At 47.5% G+C, this 18,441-nt stretch carries 24 protein-coding genes; 21 read left to right on the forward strand and 3 right to left on the reverse strand.

Annotated features, from left to right (window positions below):
* Positions 1-6: 6 nt before the first annotated feature.
* From rpsK to FO441_RS07450, 14 genes are all read left to right on the forward strand, one after another.
* Complete coding sequence (gene rpsK / locus FO441_RS07385) at positions 7-396, forward strand: 30S ribosomal protein S11 (RefSeq protein WP_145288016.1); 390 nt, start codon at positions 7-9, stop codon at positions 394-396.
* An 87-nt stretch (positions 397-483) separates the two neighbouring features.
* Entirely contained in the window at positions 484-1,428 is a 945-nt protein-coding gene (locus FO441_RS07390) for a DNA-directed RNA polymerase subunit alpha (protein ID WP_145288019.1), read from the forward strand.
* A gap of 18 nt (positions 1,429-1,446) precedes the next feature.
* Positions 1,447-1,842, forward strand: coding sequence for a 50S ribosomal protein L17 (gene rplQ / locus FO441_RS07395; RefSeq protein ID WP_145288022.1), 396 nt, complete (start codon positions 1,447-1,449; stop codon positions 1,840-1,842).
* A gap of 151 nt (positions 1,843-1,993) precedes the next feature.
* A complete protein-coding gene (locus tag FO441_RS07400) occupies positions 1,994-2,782 on the forward strand; it encodes an energy-coupling factor transporter ATPase (RefSeq protein ID WP_145288025.1) in 789 nt (262 codons plus the stop codon).
* On the forward strand, positions 2,779-3,642 hold the full coding sequence (locus FO441_RS07405) for an energy-coupling factor transporter ATPase (protein WP_145288028.1): 864 nt from the start codon (positions 2,779-2,781) through the stop codon (positions 3,640-3,642). The genes FO441_RS07400 and FO441_RS07405 overlap by 4 nt, the downstream gene beginning before the upstream one ends.
* Complete coding sequence (locus tag FO441_RS07410) at positions 3,632-4,429, forward strand: energy-coupling factor transporter transmembrane component T family protein (protein ID WP_145288031.1); 798 nt, start codon at positions 3,632-3,634, stop codon at positions 4,427-4,429. The genes FO441_RS07405 and FO441_RS07410 overlap by 11 nt, the downstream gene beginning before the upstream one ends.
* Positions 4,430-4,440: 11 nt before the next feature.
* Positions 4,441-5,220: a tRNA pseudouridine(38-40) synthase TruA gene (truA, locus tag FO441_RS07415; RefSeq protein WP_145288034.1), complete on the forward strand. Its 780-nt coding sequence runs from the start codon at positions 4,441-4,443 to the stop codon at positions 5,218-5,220.
* 169 nt (positions 5,221-5,389) lie between these two features.
* Positions 5,390-5,827: a 50S ribosomal protein L13 gene (gene rplM, locus FO441_RS07420; protein ID WP_145288037.1), complete on the forward strand. Its 438-nt coding sequence runs from the start codon at positions 5,390-5,392 to the stop codon at positions 5,825-5,827.
* A gap of 18 nt (positions 5,828-5,845) precedes the next feature.
* Entirely contained in the window at positions 5,846-6,238 is a 393-nt protein-coding gene (rpsI, locus tag FO441_RS07425) for a 30S ribosomal protein S9 (RefSeq protein WP_145288040.1), read from the forward strand.
* Between the two features lie 241 nt (positions 6,239-6,479).
* Positions 6,480-7,265 carry an SDR family NAD(P)-dependent oxidoreductase gene (locus FO441_RS07430; protein WP_145288043.1) on the forward strand — a complete coding sequence of 262 codons (786 nt, stop codon included), beginning with the start codon at positions 6,480-6,482 and terminating at the stop codon, positions 7,263-7,265.
* A gap of 91 nt (positions 7,266-7,356) precedes the next feature.
* Positions 7,357-7,803 carry a DUF4385 domain-containing protein gene (locus FO441_RS07435; protein WP_145288046.1) on the forward strand — a complete coding sequence of 149 codons (447 nt, stop codon included), beginning with the start codon at positions 7,357-7,359 and terminating at the stop codon, positions 7,801-7,803.
* A gap of 169 nt (positions 7,804-7,972) precedes the next feature.
* Positions 7,973-8,446, forward strand: a complete 474-nt coding sequence (locus tag FO441_RS07440; protein ID WP_246095064.1) for a DUF2975 domain-containing protein — start codon at positions 7,973-7,975, stop codon at positions 8,444-8,446.
* 33 nt (positions 8,447-8,479) lie between these two features.
* A complete protein-coding gene (locus FO441_RS07445; RefSeq protein ID WP_145288049.1) occupies positions 8,480-9,238 on the forward strand; it encodes an undecaprenyl pyrophosphate synthase in 759 nt (252 codons plus the stop codon).
* A gap of 28 nt (positions 9,239-9,266) precedes the next feature.
* Entirely contained in the window at positions 9,267-10,037 is a 771-nt protein-coding gene (locus FO441_RS07450; RefSeq protein WP_145288052.1) for a DUF817 domain-containing protein, read from the forward strand.
* 34 nt (positions 10,038-10,071) lie between these two features.
* On the opposite strand, the gene FO441_RS07455 is transcribed toward FO441_RS07450, so the two are convergent.
* Positions 10,072-10,440 carry a DUF3021 family protein gene (locus FO441_RS07455; RefSeq protein ID WP_145288054.1) on the reverse strand — a complete coding sequence of 123 codons (369 nt, stop codon included), beginning with the start codon at positions 10,438-10,440 and terminating at the stop codon, positions 10,072-10,074.
* A gap of 256 nt (positions 10,441-10,696) precedes the next feature.
* Between FO441_RS07455 and FO441_RS07460 the strand changes: the two genes are divergently transcribed.
* From FO441_RS07460 to FO441_RS07490, 7 genes are all read left to right on the forward strand, one after another.
* Positions 10,697-11,140 carry a YaiI/YqxD family protein gene (locus tag FO441_RS07460; RefSeq protein ID WP_145288057.1) on the forward strand — a complete coding sequence of 148 codons (444 nt, stop codon included), beginning with the start codon at positions 10,697-10,699 and terminating at the stop codon, positions 11,138-11,140.
* Between the two features lie 60 nt (positions 11,141-11,200).
* On the forward strand, positions 11,201-11,974 hold the full coding sequence (locus FO441_RS07465; protein ID WP_145288062.1) for a YhfC family intramembrane metalloprotease: 774 nt from the start codon (positions 11,201-11,203) through the stop codon (positions 11,972-11,974).
* Positions 11,975-12,085: 111 nt separating this feature from the next.
* Positions 12,086-12,949: an alpha/beta fold hydrolase gene (locus FO441_RS07470; RefSeq protein WP_145288065.1), complete on the forward strand. Its 864-nt coding sequence runs from the start codon at positions 12,086-12,088 to the stop codon at positions 12,947-12,949.
* Positions 12,950-13,064: 115 nt separating this feature from the next.
* On the forward strand, positions 13,065-13,505 hold the full coding sequence (locus FO441_RS07475) for a VOC family protein (RefSeq protein WP_145288068.1): 441 nt from the start codon (positions 13,065-13,067) through the stop codon (positions 13,503-13,505).
* A gap of 136 nt (positions 13,506-13,641) precedes the next feature.
* Positions 13,642-14,157: a DoxX family membrane protein gene (locus FO441_RS07480; RefSeq protein ID WP_145288071.1), complete on the forward strand. Its 516-nt coding sequence runs from the start codon at positions 13,642-13,644 to the stop codon at positions 14,155-14,157.
* Between the two features lie 119 nt (positions 14,158-14,276).
* Positions 14,277-15,569 carry a DUF2254 domain-containing protein gene (locus FO441_RS07485; RefSeq protein ID WP_186365503.1) on the forward strand — a complete coding sequence of 431 codons (1,293 nt, stop codon included), beginning with the start codon at positions 14,277-14,279 and terminating at the stop codon, positions 15,567-15,569.
* A gap of 95 nt (positions 15,570-15,664) precedes the next feature.
* Complete coding sequence (locus FO441_RS07490) at positions 15,665-16,393, forward strand: ZIP family transporter (RefSeq protein ID WP_145288078.1); 729 nt, start codon at positions 15,665-15,667, stop codon at positions 16,391-16,393.
* 84 nt (positions 16,394-16,477) lie between these two features.
* On the opposite strand, the gene FO441_RS07495 is transcribed toward FO441_RS07490, so the two are convergent.
* Both FO441_RS07495 and FO441_RS07500 read right to left on the reverse strand, forming a co-directional pair.
* Complete coding sequence (locus FO441_RS07495) at positions 16,478-17,395, reverse strand: ABC transporter ATP-binding protein (protein ID WP_145288081.1); 918 nt, start codon at positions 17,393-17,395, stop codon at positions 16,478-16,480.
* Positions 17,392-18,438 carry an ABC transporter ATP-binding protein gene (locus FO441_RS07500; protein ID WP_145288084.1) on the reverse strand — a complete coding sequence of 349 codons (1,047 nt, stop codon included), beginning with the start codon at positions 18,436-18,438 and terminating at the stop codon, positions 17,392-17,394. The genes FO441_RS07495 and FO441_RS07500 overlap by 4 nt, the downstream gene beginning before the upstream one ends.
* Between the last annotated feature and the right edge of the window lie 3 nt (positions 18,439-18,441).

Raw genomic sequence — 18,441 nt, forward strand, 5'->3', positions numbered from 1 at the left:
GAAAATATGGCTCGTAGACAACAAACACGTAAACGTAAAGTGAAAAAGAATATTGAAACTGGAATTGCTCATATCCGTTCAACTTTCAATAATACAATTGTCACAATCACTGACGATTTTGGTAACGCGCTGTCATGGTCATCAGCAGGTGCACTTGGTTTCAGAGGTTCTAAGAAATCAACTCCATTCGCTGCACAGATGGCTTCTGAGACTGCTTCAAAAGCAGCTATGGAACATGGACTCAAATCTGTTGAAGTTACAGTAAAAGGCCCTGGTGCAGGTCGTGAATCAGCGATCCGCGCACTTCAATCTGCAGGTCTTGAAATCACAGCAATCAAAGATGTCACTCCTGTACCACACAATGGCTGCCGTCCACCTAAACGTCGCCGTGTATAATTACTGGTCACAGGACAATTCCGAGTGTAATGTAAAACACATGGCTGCATAATATTTCCGACGTTTAAAGGGAGGATAAGTAGACAAATGATAGAAATCGAAAAACCTAGAATTGAAACAGTCGAAGTATCGGAAGATTCTAAGTTTGGTAAGTTTGTTGTTGAACCTCTTGAAAGAGGATATGGAACAACACTTGGGAACTCCTTACGTCGCATTCTTTTATCATCATTACCTGGTGCGGCAGTCAAAACGATAGAAATAGAAAATGTACTGCATGAATTTTCTACAATTGAAAACGTTGTGGAAGATGTTACAACAATCGTCACCAACATCAAGAAGCTGGCACTTAAAGTCTATTCCGACGAAGAAAAAGTTCTGGAAATCGACTTTAACGGAGAAGGTGTCGTTACAGCTGGAGATATTACCCATGATAGTGACGTCGAAATCTTGAACCGTGACCTGAAGATCGCAACAATATCCAACGGTGGACAGTTCAAAGTACGAATGATCGCAGATCGCGGCAGAGGCTACACTCTTGCTGATGGGAATAACAAAAGCGAAATGTCAATCGGTGTCATTCCGGTGGACTCCATCTATACGCCGATCGAACGTGTAAACTACACGGTTGAAAATACGCGTGTAGGTCAGATGACAAACTTCGACAAGCTTACTCTGGATGTCTGGACTGATGGTTCTATTACACCGCAGGAAGGTGTATCTCTTGCTGCCAAAATCATGACAGAACACCTGAATATATTTGTTGGACTCACTGATGAGGCACAAAATGCCGAAATCATGATCGAGAAGGAAGAGGACCAGAAAGAGAAAGTTCTTGAAATGTCCATTGAAGAACTCGATCTGTCAGTACGTTCCTACAACTGCTTGAAGCGTGCAGGAATCAATTCTGTACAGGAACTCACTGATAAGAGTGAAGCAGATATGATGAAAGTAAGAAATCTGGGACGCAAGTCTCTTGAAGAAGTCAAATTCAAACTCGAGGACCTCGGTCTGGGGCTCCGTAAAGAAGACTGATAAAGGAGGTAAATTGAAATGGGCTACAGAAAACTAGGACGTACATCCGACCAAAGAAAAGCAATGCTTCGTGATCTGGCAACATCCCTTATCGTAAGCGAACGCATTACAACAACTGAACAGAGAGCGAAGGAACTGCGCAGAGTCGTAGACAAGCTGGTTACTCTCGGCAAGCGTGGAGATCTTTCAGCGAGACGCCGTGCGGGTCAGACTGTACGTAATGTTGAAATCGCAAATGAAGACGGTACAACTCAGTACGCACTTCAAAAGCTTTTTGAAGATATCGCACCACGTTTTGAAGATCGTCAAGGTGGCTACACTAGCATCAAGAAACTTGGTGAACGTCGTGGCGACGGCGCAGAACTCGTAGTAATCGAGTTCGTTCAGGGCGCAGCAGCGACTGAAGAAGCGTAATCATATAAAAGCAGAATGAGTGTTACGATAATATGGCCCCATAGGGCCATATTGTCTAGCTCAACGTACCCTGCAGGCTATACAGAATAGACGCGCGACTCCCAAATGCAGGGTACGCGCTTTTTTATTACATAAAAATGGCGGTGGAGATATGATTGAATTTGAAAGTTTGACCTATAGCTATAGATCAGGTGAACATAGGGCATTGGATCATATCTCCCTATCCATCCATCAAGGAGACTGGGTTTCCATAATCGGCCATAACGGTTCAGGCAAAAGCACACTGGTGAAGATTCTGATGGGCATACTTGAAGACTATGAAGGCGTCATCCGAGTGGAGGGCACAGTGCTGGACGATGAAAACCGTGCTGAACTGAGAAAACGGTTTGCCATCGTCTTTCAGAATCCGGACAACCAGTTTGTCGGTGCGACCGTTGAAGATGACGTGGCATTCGGCCTTGAAAATAATGGTGTACCAAGAGAAGAGATGGTCAGAAGGACAGAGGCAGCGCTCCAGGCAGTCAATATGCTTTCCTACAGGGATCATGAGCCATCAAGGCTCTCCGGGGGGCAGAAGCAGCGGGTCGCCATCGCCAGTGCACTGGCAATGGCCCCGGATGTTCTGATTCTGGATGAAGCAACATCCATGATTGATCCGGAAGGCCGGCGCGAAGTGCTTGATATCCTGCAGAAAATCCATCATGAAGGCCGGACAACGCTGATCTTTATTACGCACGATCTGACAGAGATCGAGCAGAGTGATCATGCGGTCATCATGCGGGAAGGCCGAATCATCAGCGAGGGTACGGTTGAGGAGATCTATCAGGATACCGATGCACTGATAGCGAGCCGGCTTGTCCTGCCTTTTCACATCAAGCTGTCGAAAAGACTGCTGGATGGAGCATATATGTCGTATGATGAGCTGGTGAGACGCCTATGAATATCACTTTTAAAAATCTGACGAGCATCTATCACGAGAACACACCATTTGAGCATCTTGCTCTGAACAATATCACCACAACATTCGAAGAAGGATTATACTACGGCATTGTCGGCCATACAGGCAGTGGCAAATCGACGATGATCCAGACTTTGAATGGTCTGCTTCTTCCGAGCCTCGGAGAAGTGCATGCAGGGAACATTGTGCTCAGGAGGAAGTCCAGACAGAGGAATATCCACCAGGTAAAAAAGCATGTGGGCATGGTGTTCCAGTTTCCGGAACACCAGTTGTTCGAGGAGACAGTACTGAAGGATGTCATGTTCGGGCCGAAGAATATGGGCATGGACCAGAGGACTGCCGAGGAGAAGGCGAGGCATTATCTGCATCTGCTCAATATCGATGCCTCTCTGTTCGACACTTCTCCATTCGACCTTTCCGGAGGACAGATGCGGAAGGTGGCCATTGCAGGGATTCTTGCGATGGAGCCGGAAGTACTTATCCTGGATGAGCCGACTGCAGGCCTCGACCCTGAGAGTCATATAGAAACCATGGAACTGTTCCAGAACATCCATCAGGATATGGGCATCACTGTCATTCTTGTCACTCATGATATGAATGATGTGTTCCAGTATACGGACCAGGTGAAAATATTAAGTGAAGGCCATCTTGTCAAAGAAGGCAGAACCGATGATCTGCTTACTGATGAAGTGCTGCTCGAAAGATATTCTCTTGAACCGCCCGATATCGTCAGGCTGGTGCATGATCTGGAGAGAAAAGGCATCACGTTTGAGCAGATGCCGAAGAACGTTGAAGCATTTGCTCGACTCTATGAAGAGTGGAGGACGAATCATGCTCAGTAAAATGCTGCTCGGCAGATACATTCCAGGCTCCAGCATCATTCATCGGCTTGATCCTCGTGCGAAAATCATTGCGGTCGTCCTCTTCATGGTCATCGTGTTCTTTGCCAACCACTGGACAGGGTATGGACTGCTGATCCTGTTCATCCTCACTCTGACGAAGATGGCAGACCTGTCACCCAGATTCCTTTTCAATGGACTGAAGCTGATACTGATCCTCCTGCTGTTCACCTTCTTCATGCATCTCTTCCTGACCAAAGGTGGCACGGTACTTATAGACGGAGGTTTCTTCACCATCGAATCGGAAGGTGTCATCACCGGCATATACATCACAATACGTCTTGCGATGCTTGTGCTGATCACGACCATCATGACTCTGACAACGAGTCCACTGCAGCTGACAGACGCCATAGAACGTATCTGCAGGCCGCTGAAGGCCATCCGGGTGCCTGTGCATGAAATTGCCCTGATGATGTCCATCAGCCTGCGTTTCATTCCTACACTGATGGATGAGACGGAGAAGATCATCAAGGCGCAGAGCGCTCGCGGATCCACATTCATGGCAGGCAGCCTCACGTCGAGACTGCAGGCACTGACACCGATATTCATCCCGTTGTTCATCTCCTCCTTCAAAAGAGCTGAGGAGCTGGCGATCGCAATGGAAGTCAGAGGATACCAAGGAGAAGAAGGACGGACACACTATCGCGTATTGAACTGGGAGTTCAAGGATACAATGGTCCTGATCCTGATGATCATATTCGGCATCATCCTATGGGTGATCAGACAGTAAGGAGTACAGATATGCGCTACCTGGTAAAAATAAGCTATAACGGAGCCGGATTCAACGGCTTCCAGTATCAGATGAAAGGACGTACTGTGCAGGGGGAGATCGAAAAGATCCTCAATCGCATGCATAAGACCCCGGTCAGGATACATCCAGCCGGCCGGACGGATAGCGGTGTGCATGCGATCGAGCAGTATTTCCATTTCGATTCCGGACTGGATATTCCTGTATCCAGATGGCAGCACGCACTGAACATCGCCATGCCGGATGACATCGCCATCCACGAAGTGACGACCATCAGCCCGGACTACCATATCCGTCATCACTCGAAGGGGAAGGCATACCGCTACCGCATCTATCAGGGGGATGTGCGCAATCCTTTCGAGAAGGGGCTCAAGGTCCACTACACTTATGAACTGGATGAAACGAAGATGCGCGCGGCCATGCAGCACTTCGTCGGTACACATGACTTCACCAGCTTCACGAGCGCCAAGTCACCGATTGAAAATAAAGTGCGCCACATCTACCGGTTCGATCTCATTAGAACCGATAACGGCTATGACTTCCTGATCATCGGCTCCGGGTTCCTGTACAACATGGTGCGCATTCTGGTCGCCTATGTGCTTGAAGTCGGACAGGGCCGCTGGGACGGGGCAAGAACACCCGAGGTGATTGCAGCCAAAGACCGGACAATGGTGCCGAAAACAGCCCCACCCGAAGGCCTCTACCTCGAACGCGTATTCCTCAACGATGAAGAACGCGAAGCGGCACTGGAAAAATTAAAAAGAAACCGCTGAAACATTGACAAAATACCCTATTAAGGTTATCATAGATAACGGTATAATTTTATATCACCCACGATGAGCCCCGGAAACTTATTGTGAACAAGATATAAAGCAAACGAAGCTTTTTTTATTTTAGGGAGCATAAACGAGAGAACCACTCATATATTTAGGAGGACTGGAAATGCGTCAAACATTCATGGCCAACGAAGCCAATATTGAACGTAAATGGTATGTTATCGATGCAGAAGGACAGACACTTGGTCGTCTATCTTCTGAAGTTGCATCCATACTGCGCGGTAAGAACAAGCCGACATACACGCCACACGTTGATACAGGTGACAACGTCATCATCATCAATGCTGGAAAGATCGAAATGACTGGTAACAAAGCACAGGACAAGATCTACTACAGACACACTGGGCATCCAGGTGGAATCAGATCCATCTCTGCTGGTGAACTGAGAGAAAAGAACCCTGTACGCCTGCTGGAAAACTCCATCAAAGGCATGCTGCCGAAAAACAGACTTGGACGCGCACAAGGCAAGAAACTTCATGTATATGCTGCAAGCGAGCATCCACATGAAGCACAAAAACCAGAAAACTACGAACTTCGCGGTTAAGAATAGGAGGTTAATTCATTGGCTAAAGTAGAATACAGAGGAACAGGTCGTCGTAAAAATGCAGTAGCAAGAGTACGTCTCGTACCAGGTGAAGGTAACGTTACAGTGAACGGACGTGACATGAGAGAATACCTTCCATTCGAAAGTCTTATCCTTGACTTGAATCAGCCATTCTCAGTTACAGAAACTGAAGGTAACTATGATGTACTGGTAAACGTTAATGGTGGTGGCTTCACAGGACAAGCACAAGCAATCCGTCATGGTATTGCAAGAGCACTTCTTGAAGCAGATCCGGAAAACCGTGGCGTGCTTAAGAGAGCAGGACTCCTTACACGTGACCCACGTATGAAAGAACGTAAGAAATACGGACTCAAGAAAGCCCGTCGTTCTCCACAGTTCTCAAAACGTTAATCGAAATATTATCGTTTTAAAGCACTTCCCATCAATGGGAAGTGCTTTTTTATTTTATTTGAACAAATCCTTAAGCTTAATAGTAAATAGAACATACTATATTTGATATATTAGGGAAAGTTACATATAGGTATAATTGAAGTAAATCTACCTGCAGGAAGTTACGAAGGCAAATGTAGACAGAGGTTTCTAAAAGGTTTAGGAGCCCATTTATTATACAAGTAAAGTGGAGGTTATGAAGATGGTGAACTATAAAGGCAAGACAGCGCTTGTTACAGGGGCTTCAGGAGGCATTGGCAAGGCGTATGCGAAAGAGCTCGCTTCCAGAGGAAGCCATGTCATTCTGGTTGCACGCTCTGATGAGAAACTTAATGCATTGGCAGACGAACTAGCATTCAAGCATAAAGTAGATACGTATGTCATTCCGATGGATTTATCCGAAGCGGGTTCAGTAGCTGAGTTGGCAGAACGTATCAAGAAGCTTGGTCTGGACGTAGATATCTTGATCAATAATGCAGGTTTCGGTACCCATGGTCGTTTTGAAACGATTTCGATTGATCGGGAGCAGGAAATGATCCGACTCAACATATCTACCCTCGTAGGACTGACACACCAGTTTTTGCCGTACATGCAGCAACAGAGAGAGGGGATCATTGTGAATTTAGCTTCCGTCGCTTCGTTTCAGCCGCTTGCCTATATGGCGACATATGCAGCCACGAAAGCGTTTGTTCTATCCTTCTCCGAGGCTCTATATGCAGAGAATCGGCATCTTGGGGTAAGAGTTCTGGCACTTTGTCCGGGAACGACAAAGACATCATTCTTTGATGTGATGGGCACAACAGACATGCCGGGGGGAATCAAAGGCACACCGGAGTCTGTCGTTAAGACGGGTTTTAAAGGTATCGAAAAAAATAGGAGTTATATCGTAGATGGTGCCAATAACTACTGGGTTGCCCAGGCGAGCCGATTCATGACGCGAAAAGCGATGGCTATTATAGGAGAAAGAGTGACCCGGCCTTCAGAGTAATCGTGGACGGGTCTGATTATGATAGTGCTTTTCGAACGTATGAATAAAGGGTACAGAGTTGGAAAGACAGAGATAAGTGAGGCGGATAGGAATGGCTTTTGACTATGACCTGGATTTCGACAACATCAACTTTCGTGAGCAGCCTGAGCTCTACAGAGTGGGGAGAGGGGAGCAGGGTGTGCTGATGGTGGAGCCCTATAAAAGTGAAATTCTCCCGCACTGGCGGTTCAAGACACCTGATATCGCAAAGGAGTCGTCCGATAAGATATATCAGATGTATTTGGATTATAAGGAAAAGGACGATTTTGTCGGAATGGATATGGCAAGAAAGTTTCTGCAGATGGGATATACGAGATCCCGCCGCTACGCAAACTATAAGGGCGGCAGGAAGTACGACAAGAACGGTGAAGTGAACGAGCGGGATATTGATTCGGAAAAGGCGGAGTCGGCTTCCATTTTCGAAGAGAAGTGGAAAACAGTACGGGAAGACGAAGACTACCTTAAGCTGAAGAAAGCGCACCAGAAGGAATACGGATAATTGAACCATCGATAGAACCACCCTCCACATTTAATGGAGGGTGGTTCTATTTTGTGAAGAGATCTGATGTAATACTATACAGCAAAAAAGTATTTCTTTTCAATATATATTTATTGATTATCAATAAATATATGCTATTATAGGCTTATGATAAAGAAGAGGTGATCTTATGAGATTGGATATGATGCTGTCGAAATTGAATCCCGGCCTACTGAAAGTCATGATTCTGATTATCGCCATTCCGCTTCTTGCGATATGCGTCTATGGTCTATCCCGGTTCAATCCCGATTCTCCCTACTGGTCTTCCCCTGAGCTTGCGCAACTACAGTATCCAGTACTGACTGGCATGTATATGGGGATGATTCCGTTCTTCTTTGCGCTGTACCAGGCTTTGAAATTCCTTGGCTATATGAGCAGAGACGAAGCATCTTCGGAAAAAGCGATAAAAGCAGTGGGAAAGATCAAATACTGTGCGGTTGCCATCGGTATTGTGTATGTTCTGGAACTGCCTTTCCTGTACCGTCTCATGGCAGTAGATGATGCACCAGCCATCTTGATCGGTGCGTTCATCATCGCCGGTTCGGCTATGGTTTTCATTTTTTCAGCCGCACTTCAAAGGAATTTGAAATATCCTGAAGTGTAAAGCAGGTCTTTTAAACAGAATGGAGGTAAATGTATGTCGATGAGAGATCCTTTATATAATGATGAATCTACAGCATCAATCGGTGGACCTGAAACAAATGTGCCAAAGCATGTCGCAATTATCATGGATGGGAACGGGCGCTGGGCGAAGGCGCATGGTATGCCGAGATTTGCAGGTCATAAGGAGGGTGTCGCAACTGTCGTCAAAGTGGTCAAGACGGCAGTCGACTATGGTGTCGATGCACTCACGCTCTATACGTTTTCCACGGAGAACTGGAAGCGGCCAAAGACCGAGGTTGAATTCATTCTAAAACTGCCTAAGGAATTTCTCGGTGTGCATTTGCCTGAGCTTATGGCGAATAATGTACGCATCGAGGCGATCGGTGATATGAGCAAACTGCCGGTTGCGACCCGTAGAGCCATCCAATATGCAATCGACCGCACCCGTCATAACGACGGGCTGCAGCTGAACTTTGCACTCAACTATGGCAGCAGGCAGGAGATGCTGAGCGCCATGGAGGCGGTCTTTGCTGATCTGAATACGGCAAGGTTGTCCTTGGAGGAACTGGATGAGGAGCAGTTTTCGAAGTATCTGTATACAGCAGATACGACAGAACCTGATCTACTCATCCGTACAGGAGGTGAGAAGCGGCTGAGCAACTTCCTGCTCTGGCAGCTCGCCTACACGGAATTCTGGTTCAGCGATATTCTGTGGCCGGATTTCACAGGACAGGACTTTATCGATGCGCTGGAAGCGTACGGTCAGAGAAAACGGAGGTATGGCGGTGTGTAGAATCTGAATGGTCCGGGAGGCGGTAGCCATGAGAGCAATGAAACAGCTTGTTCGCTTTGGTTGGGCACAGGCACTGTCCTGCATATTTCCGGTCGTCATCTTTGCCTCCCTGGCACTGACGGAAGTCATAACACTACCGCTTCTGCCGCGTTACGACTGGCTGCTCATCATCTGTCTGCTGACCCAGTGGGGGATGATACGGTCGGGACTTGAGACACGGGACGAACTGAAAGTGATCACCGTGTTCCACATCATCGGCCTGACTCTGGAAATATTCAAAGTACATATGGGTTCCTGGTCCTATCCGGAGCCTGGTCATTTCAAACTGTTCGGTGTGCCGCTCTATAGCGGATTCATGTATGCGAGTGTCGCGAGCTATCTCTGCCAGGCCTGGAGACGTCTCGACGTCGAACTGATCCGGTGGCCACCGCTTCTGATTGTAGTGCCGCTCGCTTCGGCAATCTATCTGAACTTCTTCACCCACCATTACTGGCTGGATGTCCGCTGGTGGCTATGCGGGTGTGTCATCATCGTCTTCTGGCGTTGCCGGGTGACTTACAAGGTCGGCGGCACCCGCTACCGGATGCCGCTCGTATTGTCCTTTATGCTCATCGGATTCTTCATTTGGATTGCTGAAAATATTGCGACCTATTTCAGTGCATGGGAATATCCGAACCAGGCAGACGTCTGGAGCATCGTCCACCTGGGCAAGGTGAGTTCCTGGATGCTGCTTGTCATTGTCAGCTTTCTTATCGTTGCGACTTTGAAGCAAGTCAAAGGAGACGGCCCCCGGGGATAGTGCGATATATTCATGTTCTACACTTTCCTTGCAGCTACCAGGCGAATATTCTGGCCAATATAATGAATACGGACCATAAGACCACACCAACCAGCAGGAAGATGAGCAATACGATCAAAGCGTCAGATATGGAAGTGATATCAAACCAGCCGCTGAATAAAAGAATCGGGTAGACTGTGATGAGCATAGTCAGGAGATGGATGATACTCCTTTTAAAGATGCTCCAGTGATCCAGGTCATAAATGACTGAAGCTGCAGCAACGAAAAATATGATGAGACCCACCAGAAATGTGCTCTTCGCGTTGGAAAGGTCATTTTGGAAATAGAGCAGCAGTGCGATACTGCCCATGATGACAAATGGTATACCGCCCCTTAGCAGAGAATTTAATATTAAGATGTCCATCGACCTTCTTTCTCCACAAAGTATTGAAGTACTGATCATCGACGTAAAGATAATTTCAACTCTCCAGTTCATGACACATATGCTGAGCCGGACTTCGTCATACTTACATATTACATTAACACTTTTTTCTTTTATACCCATTCTGGAGTAGCGGCAGAAATATATTCTTTCTATCGTTCTTTTGTAGAATCTGTTTAAAATATCCATACATATTCCGTCTCTGATATACTGTTACTGATGGAGAGGGGGCGGAAAGATGAAGATCATTGTAGATGCCGATGCGTGTCCAGTAAAGGATATTGTCATGGAAGAAGCGGCCCGGGCGAGTGTTCCAGTCACCCTGGTATCGAGTCTATCCCATTATTCCAGTAAAGATCTGCCGGCGCATGTGGAAGCTGTCTATGTCGAAGCGGGGCCGGATGCGGCGGACTTCCGGATTGTCCAGTTGGCGAAGAAAGGGGATATCGTCGTCACTCAGGATTATGGACTGGCTTCCCTGCTTCTGCCTAAGGGTTGCATCGTGCTGCATCATAAAGGGTTTGAATATAATGACCTGAATATCGACAACTTACTTGTGACACGTCACGTGGGCAGCATGATCCGCAAAGGTGGCGGCAGGACGAAAGGGCCGAAGCCGTTCAGCAAGGAGGACCGGGCAGCGTTCCTCACCTTGCTCCGGAAGAAACTGGAGTTGAAATAGCGGTTCTGGTAATATATGTATCAACACCTACTATTCTGATGACGAGGCAGGGGAGGAAATATGGTTTCAACCGGCAATATCATTATCATGGGGCTTGTCGTACTGGCATCGCTGATGCTGCCCTTCATTTTCATACTGGTACTGAGGAAGAGGTTTCAGATTCAGTGGATTCCGATACTTATTGGTGCAGCGACTTTCATCGTCTTTGCGATGGTGCTGGAACAGATTGCCCACTTCCTCGTGCTCAGACCCGGAGTGGATGGATCGATTGCACTTCTTGACAGCTCTCCCTGGCTGTACGTGCTGTATGGGGTTCTGGCTGCAGGTGTATTCGAGGAGACGGGCAGGCTGGTCGCTTTTCTGCTGATGAAACGGAAGTACAGAAAGATTGATTCGGCGGTATCATATGGTATTGGTCATGGCGGTGTCGAGGCGATCATCGTTCTTGGACTTTCGACGTTCAATGTCTTGATATTGAGCATACTGGCGAATAATGGCAGTGACCTGCTTGGTCAACTGCCTGCAGGTGTCCTGGAAAGCATTACGGGCGCACCGGCCTACACATATATTATTGGTATCCTTGAGCGTATTATTGCCATCAGTCTGCATATCGGCCTGTCTGTCATCGTCTTTGTGGCAGTGATGCAGAAGGGCAAGTGGTATCTATTCCCGCTGGCAATTGTGCTTCATGCACTGGCAAATGTCACGGCTGCGATGATGCAGGCGGGCCTGCTAGCGAATTTATGGATGGTGTATGTGGGCCTTGTGCTCATGGTGATCATTACATTGTTCATCGCCTACACGTTGGCAAGCAGATACAAGCGTTCCGAGTGAATATAGTCCTCTTTGCCTGGATGGCAGAGGGGATTTTTCAATATGGGCATGTGGTTCATGGATGGAAACCGGGTATAGTGGAGCATGAAATGATGACAGGAGGACTGGAATGTGGCTGTAACTGATATTGAATTCGAGTACATTCAGACGAATGGCATCCAGCTTCACGTGGCTGTTTCAGGGCCCGAGGATGGGGAACTGGTGGTTCTGCTCCATGGTTTTCCGGAATTCTGGTTCAGTTGGAGGAAACAGATCCGTGTGCTGGCTGGGGCAGGCTACAGGGTCGTGGCACCCGATCAGCGGGGATACAATAAGAGTGATAAGCCGGAAGGCAAAAATGCCTATAGTATCAATAAGCTTGAGCAGGATATTGCCGGACTGATCGAGTACTATGGATATGACAATGCAGCAGTCATCGGTCATGACTGGGGTGGGGGCGTGGCCTGGCAGCTTGCCGGCACACATCCTGAGAAGGTGAACCGTCTCGTCGTCCTCAATATGCCGCATCCCGCTGCGTTTCCTAAAGTGCTTGCCAAAACGCCCTCGCAGGGGCTGAGAAGCTCGTACATGCTGTTCTTCCAGATTCCCATGCTGCCCGAAAAGATCATGAGCAGTAAAGATTACGCGTATATGGCACAGGCACTCGTCCAGACGAGCCGGAAGGGTACATTCACAGAAGATGACCTCGATGCCTACAGGATTGCATGGGCAAGGCCTCGGGCGTTGACGAGCATGCTGAACTGGTATCGTGCCCTTCCAGCAAACATGAAGCACATCCCGAAACATACGATTGAAATGCCTGTAAAGATCATCTGGGGCACGGGCGACCAGTTTCTGTCGAAAAAGCTCGCAGAAGAAAGTCTGAAGTATGCAAGCAGCAGTTCGGTGGAATGGGTGGAGGAAGGAACCCACTGGGTCCATCAGGAACAGCCGGAATATGTGAATGAACAGATTCTGCAGTTTCTCGATTCCTAGAACAGCCGCTGCAGAAATATGATGTATGCCCCTTCTCATGCGAGGAGGGGTTTCTATGGCCATTATTTTAAGTGTATAATTACATTGAACAAAATGATGATCAGGAGATGATGGAATGAATCGTATCAATCTTGTTACTCTCGGCGTCAGGGATATTTCAGCTTCACTCGATTTTTACCGGAATATCGGATTCAAAGCTCATATCGTTGGAGACGAGGTACATCCGACTGTTGTCTTTTTCAGTAATGAAGGGTCGAAGCTGTCACTTTTCCCGATTCACGAGCTGGCTGCAGACATCAATAGGGACAATCCGCCGGAAGTTTCGAAAGGCGGGTTCAATGGTGTGACGCTCGCCTACAACGGGAAGTCAGAAGCGGAAGTGGACGACATTATGGATAGGGTGGTCCAGCATGGAGCGACAGTGGTAAAAACACCACAGCCTTTATCATGGGGCGGTTATGGCGGTTACTTCACTGATATCGATGGCTACTACTGGGAAGTGGCCTATGGAGCCGAATGGGAGTTCGATGCATCCAACATGCTGGTGCTTGATTGAGAAGGGTTTCCTCTCATATGGTTCTTTTCTATAAATTAATGTGAAAAAAATAACAATATAGTATTGTAATTGTGATGATTTTCACATATAATAAACCTATAGAAAAGAACGGAACATAAGAGAGGAGAAGAAAATTATGATGAGTTGGTTGAAAGCACACAAGGCGAGTGAGTTGGTACTATTGGTTCTGAGAGTCTACTTGGGCTTCGGATGGTTTACGAGTGGTCTTGGTAAAGTGACAGGTGGCTTTGATGCATCCGGATTCCTGCAAAATGCGGTACAGAATCCAGTTCTCGGTCCTGATGGCAATGCGGTCTATCCATGGTATACATTTCTAGTGGAAAATGTTTTTCTACCGATGAGCCCCGTAATCAATGTCATGGTACCTTGGGGCGAAGTGCTTGTCGGTCTCGGACTTCTGCTTGGTGGTTTCACAGCCTATGCTGCATTCTTCGGACTGATGATGAACTTTGCATTCCTGTTTGCCGGCACAGTATCAGTGAATCCGCTCTACATCATCATCGGCATGATCATCCTGGTATCCGGACACAAAGCAGGCAGCTTCGGACTGGACCGGTTCCTGCATCGTGAAAATAAAGGCGGCCATCGTCACTTCAGGCTCCCGGGTCACAGACGTGAAGTGACAGAATAGATTGATTAGAAGAGACCTGCAATCATGACGATTGCAGGTCTCTTCTTAATTTTGGTTTGAGTAATCCACTTTGTGCAGGGTATGATGAACTATAGAATTTCATGAATAGGAGCGTTGCAATGAAGTATATACTGAAAATAAAAGACAGCATATGGGTGACACCGGTATTCTATTGTCTGCTGGCAGTCATTCTTGCCCTGATTGCTGTCTATACTGATATAAATGTGCTTCCGAGGCTCGATTTCGAATTGCCGTTCTTCCTGGCGACTGAAGTGGATCTGGCCAAGGAGATACTCGGCTCGATTTCAGGCGCACTTCTGACCATGACGACCATCACTTTTTCCACGATCATGGTCGTTCTGACAACATACTCATCACAGTTCTCTCCTCGCGTCCTGACCAACTTTGTGAATGATAGAAGAACGATGCGCGTGCTTGGCGTGTTCATGGGCGGCTTTCTGTATTCCATCCTTTCCCTGGCTTTCATGCAGCAGGCCACTTTTGAAGGAGAAGTCATTTCAGCAATCGTTGCCGTACTGCTTGCTGTACTCTGCCTGTTCTTCTTTGCTTATTTCATCCATTTCGTTGCTTCCAGCATACAGGTCAGCAACCTGATTGATTCACTGGTGGATGACGTCAAAGATGAAATTGATCGGGAAGGGGAGCGGCTGGATCAGGCGCATGTATCGGTCACCAGCCTCAAGCCGGAGATGGTGGAGCAGTATGATGAGACAACTGTACTCAGTTCCGAGAGCTTTGGTTTCATCCAGTTCATCGATCACGATGACCTGTTCCAATGGGCGAAGAAGAATGATGCAGTCATCCGTGTCACCCCGCTGATTGGTGAATTTGTAACGACATCCACCGAGATTCTGACCATCAGTCATGGGAAAGATGTAGAAGTCCCTGATAGCCTGATCAGCAATGTCACAATCGGCAGGGAGCAGAATGTCTATCAGGATGTGGATTATGGACTCCATAAAATAGTGGATGTGGCCCTTCGGGCACTTTCCCCAGGAATCAATGACCCGAATACAGCAGTCCAGTGCATCCACTACTTGACCGAAGCGCTGATAAAGAGCTTCAAGCATACCGGGACGTATGTCATCTACCATGATGACCGCTACCTTGGACGCCTGATCACAAGAAGGAGCAGTGTGGAGGAAAAGCTGTATAATGTACTTTCGCAGATCAGCTTCTATGGCAGGGAGGATGTTGTCGTTCTGGAAACACTGCTCGAATCGATGCAGAATATCGCTTTGAACAGTTCAGAAGATGTCAAACAGGAGATCAGACCATTCAGCCGTTATATATACGATCGCTTCGATGAAGCAGTACTACATGAAGTTGACCATAAATTCATCAATTCCAGGAAAATGGCACTGGATGAAGCGTTGAATGAAGCACGTTAGGCAAGCCGTCCCTTCAGCTGATACCCGTTTTGTTTGTTTATACAAAATAACGACGGGAACAGCTTTGTATTGATCGATTTACAGGAGGTAGTGCCATGGGAATCTGGTTCAGTCTGATATTTGCGATAGGTTTTGTAATCATTCATCTGCTTTCAAAGCAGATGAAGTTTCTGAGAGTGGACCCTCGCAGCAAGTTTCTTTCGATTGCCGGGGGCATATCCGTTGCATATGTCTTCATGCACCTTCTGCCTGAACTTGGAGAGTACCAGCAGGAATTCGAAGGGGCAATTGAAGGGCTCGAGTTTCTTGAAAGCCACATCTATATCATTGCGCTGCTCGGGCTTGTCATCTTTTATGGATTGGAGCAGCTTGCGAAGAAGTCCAGGAAGCGGGGTGCAGAAAAGGGGACAGACAAGGCCTCATCCGGTGTCTTCTGGCTTCACATCTCTTCTTTCGCACTATATAACGCCATCATCGGCTACCTGCTGCTCAGAGGAGAATACCAGTCCGAGTGGGGCATGCTGCTTTATTTCTTTGCCATGGGCATCCACTTCATCACAAATGATAAGGCGCTGAGATCAGCGCACAAGGATGACTATGATCGATATGGCCGCTGGCTGCTTGCGGTGGCCATCACCATCGGCTGGTTCGTCGGTGTATTCACGGAGCTGAATATACTTGTCATCTCAGTGCTCACTGCCTTTCTGGCAGGCGGCGTCATCCTCAACGTCATGAAGGAAGAATTGCCGGAAGAGAGGGAAAGCAGCTTTCCTGCCTTTTTCTCAGGCATGCTCGGCTATACTGTACTGCTGCTGTTTCTGTAACAAGGAATCAGATGGCATAAAAAGCAAAACACCCGTAGGCCAAGGTTAAACTTGAGCTTACGGGTGTTTTCAGTTTGAGTGACTCTATTGTCTCCAGCTGTCGTATTCCTTCTTGGAACAGAGCGCCTGGTGGTTGTTGCCGAAATCTCTCAGAATCACTTCTTCACCTTCGGCGTAATTATGCTGGTCAGCATCATAACCGACTCTTCTGCGGTTCTTTTCAGTATGAGGGTCAGGTTGCGGTACTGCAGAAAGCAGTGATTTCGTGTAGGGATGTATCGGGTTTTCATATACATCTGCGGCATCACCAATTTCCAAAAGCTGCCCCATGTACATGACTGCTATGCGATCAGAGATGTATTTTACCATGGAAAGGTCATGTGCAATGAAGAGATACGCGAGTCCACGCTCTTCCTGTATCTCCTTCATCATGTTGACGACCTGGGCCTGGATGGAAACATCAAGTGCAGAAATCGGTTCATCGGCGATAATCAGTTTCGGATCGAAGCTGAGGGCGCGTGCGATACCGATCCTCTGGCGCTGGCCCCCGGAGAACTCGTGGGGATAGCGGTTGGCATGTTCACGGTTCAGTCCGACGGACTCGAGCAGTTCGTTTATCTTCCGGCGTCTTTCCTTCTTGTCCTTGTGAAGACCATGAATGTCATATCCTTCAGATAGAATCTCGAAGACGGTCATCCTTGGATTGAGTGACGCGTATGGATCTTGGAAAATCATCTGAAGGTTCTGGTTGAATGTTTTCTGCTCTTTTCGGGACAGCTGATCGGTATGCTTGCCATCAAAGATGACTTCGCCACCGGTTTTTTCATACAGCTTGATGATTGTGCGGCCGGTAGTGGACTTGCCACAACCGGATTCTCCAACAAGCCCCAGTGTCTCACCGGGCATGACGTGGAAAGAAATATCATTTACAGCTTTGAGCGGGTTATTCTTAGGCCCGAAGTGCTTTGCAAGATTTTTTACTTCCAGGATAGCTTCCGTCATTCTTTCACTCCTCCTGAGTACTGCATGTATCTGTTTTTGATTATATCAGGAATCTCTGTTTCAGGTGCATCAGGGTGCAGCCTCCAAGTTTTGGCGAAATGGTGATCATTCACTTTGAACATTGGAGGATTCTGTTCATAATCAATCTTCATCGCATGCGGATTGCGCGGCGCAAATGCGTCGCCTTTTGGCGGATCCGTCAAATCCGGCGGTGACCCTTCGATCGTACGTAGCTTCTGGCCCTTTTCTTCATTAAGGTCAGGCATCGATCCCAGCAGTCCCCACGTATACGGGTGCTGCGGGTTATAGAATATATCATCTACTGTACCGATCTCCACGATTTCACCTGCATACATGACTGCCACACGGTCTGCCACGTTGGCGACCACACCGAGGTCATGAGTGATGAAAATGATGGAAGTCTGCGAGTTTTTCTGGATATCTTTCATAACGTCAAGAATCTGTGCCTGTATGGTTACATCAAGTGCTGTGGTCGGTTCATCTGCAATGAGCAGCTTGGGATCGGCAGCCAGTGCGATGGCGATGACGACACGCTGGCGCATACCACCTGAGAATTCGTGTGGGTACTGGTTCAGTCTTTTCTCAGGCATTGGGATACCGACCATCTGCATCAGTTCAAGTGCACGTTTTTTGGCATCGCTTCTTGAGATTTTCTGATGCTTGAGCATTACTTCTGTAATCTGTCTGCCGACTTTCATCGTCGGGTTCAGTGAAGTCATCGGATCCTGGAAAATCATACTGATATCGTTGCCGCGTATTTTTTCCATCTGCTTTTCGGACTGTTTCAGCAGGTTTTTGCCATCAAACAGGATTTCTCCACCGGAATAGATGGCAGGCGGCTGCGGGAGCAATTTCATGATTGCCTGGTTGGTCACACTCTTGCCGGAACCTGATTCACCGACAATGGCAAGTGTTTCCCCCTTGAAGACATCATAGCTGACGCCTCGGACGGCATTTACAGTACCTGCATAAGTAGAGAAATCTATCTGCAGATCTTTTATTTGTAGAACTGGTTCATTCATCTA

The organism is Salinicoccus cyprini, from assembly GCF_007713705.1.
GTDB lineage: Bacteria > Bacillota > Bacilli > Staphylococcales > Salinicoccaceae > Salinicoccus > Salinicoccus cyprini.

Coding starts and splice junctions, on each gene's coding strand:
- FO441_RS07465 (WP_145288062.1), top strand. CDS start 11,201: ATGGTTTCAACCGGCAATATCATTATCATGGGGCTTGTCGTACTGGCA.
- FO441_RS07490 (WP_145288078.1), top strand. CDS start 15,665: ATGGGAATCTGGTTCAGTCTGATATTTGCGATAGGTTTTGTAATCATT.
- FO441_RS07445 (WP_145288049.1), top strand. CDS start 8,480: ATGTCGATGAGAGATCCTTTATATAATGATGAATCTACAGCATCAATC.
- FO441_RS07405 (WP_145288028.1), top strand. CDS start 2,779: ATGAATATCACTTTTAAAAATCTGACGAGCATCTATCACGAGAACACA.
- FO441_RS07450 (WP_145288052.1), top strand. CDS start 9,267: ATGAGAGCAATGAAACAGCTTGTTCGCTTTGGTTGGGCACAGGCACTG.
- FO441_RS07500 (WP_145288084.1), bottom strand. CDS start 18,438: ATGAATGAACCAGTTCTACAAATAAAAGATCTGCAGATAGATTTCTCT.
- rpsK (WP_145288016.1), top strand. CDS start 7: ATGGCTCGTAGACAACAAACACGTAAACGTAAAGTGAAAAAGAATATT.
- FO441_RS07485 (WP_186365503.1), top strand. CDS start 14,277: ATGAAGTATATACTGAAAATAAAAGACAGCATATGGGTGACACCGGTA.
- rplM (WP_145288037.1), top strand. CDS start 5,390: ATGCGTCAAACATTCATGGCCAACGAAGCCAATATTGAACGTAAATGG.
- rplQ (WP_145288022.1), top strand. CDS start 1,447: ATGGGCTACAGAAAACTAGGACGTACATCCGACCAAAGAAAAGCAATG.
- FO441_RS07480 (WP_145288071.1), top strand. CDS start 13,642: ATGATGAGTTGGTTGAAAGCACACAAGGCGAGTGAGTTGGTACTATTG.
- FO441_RS07460 (WP_145288057.1), top strand. CDS start 10,697: ATGAAGATCATTGTAGATGCCGATGCGTGTCCAGTAAAGGATATTGTC.
- FO441_RS07400 (WP_145288025.1), top strand. CDS start 1,994: ATGATTGAATTTGAAAGTTTGACCTATAGCTATAGATCAGGTGAACAT.
- FO441_RS07475 (WP_145288068.1), top strand. CDS start 13,065: ATGAATCGTATCAATCTTGTTACTCTCGGCGTCAGGGATATTTCAGCT.
- FO441_RS07440 (WP_246095064.1), top strand. CDS start 7,973: ATGAGATTGGATATGATGCTGTCGAAATTGAATCCCGGCCTACTGAAA.
- FO441_RS07390 (WP_145288019.1), top strand. CDS start 484: ATGATAGAAATCGAAAAACCTAGAATTGAAACAGTCGAAGTATCGGAA.
- FO441_RS07495 (WP_145288081.1), bottom strand. CDS start 17,395: ATGACGGAAGCTATCCTGGAAGTAAAAAATCTTGCAAAGCACTTCGGG.
- FO441_RS07435 (WP_145288046.1), top strand. CDS start 7,357: ATGGCTTTTGACTATGACCTGGATTTCGACAACATCAACTTTCGTGAG.
- FO441_RS07430 (WP_145288043.1), top strand. CDS start 6,480: ATGGTGAACTATAAAGGCAAGACAGCGCTTGTTACAGGGGCTTCAGGA.
- FO441_RS07410 (WP_145288031.1), top strand. CDS start 3,632: ATGCTCAGTAAAATGCTGCTCGGCAGATACATTCCAGGCTCCAGCATC.
- truA (WP_145288034.1), top strand. CDS start 4,441: ATGCGCTACCTGGTAAAAATAAGCTATAACGGAGCCGGATTCAACGGC.
- FO441_RS07455 (WP_145288054.1), bottom strand. CDS start 10,440: ATGGACATCTTAATATTAAATTCTCTGCTAAGGGGCGGTATACCATTT.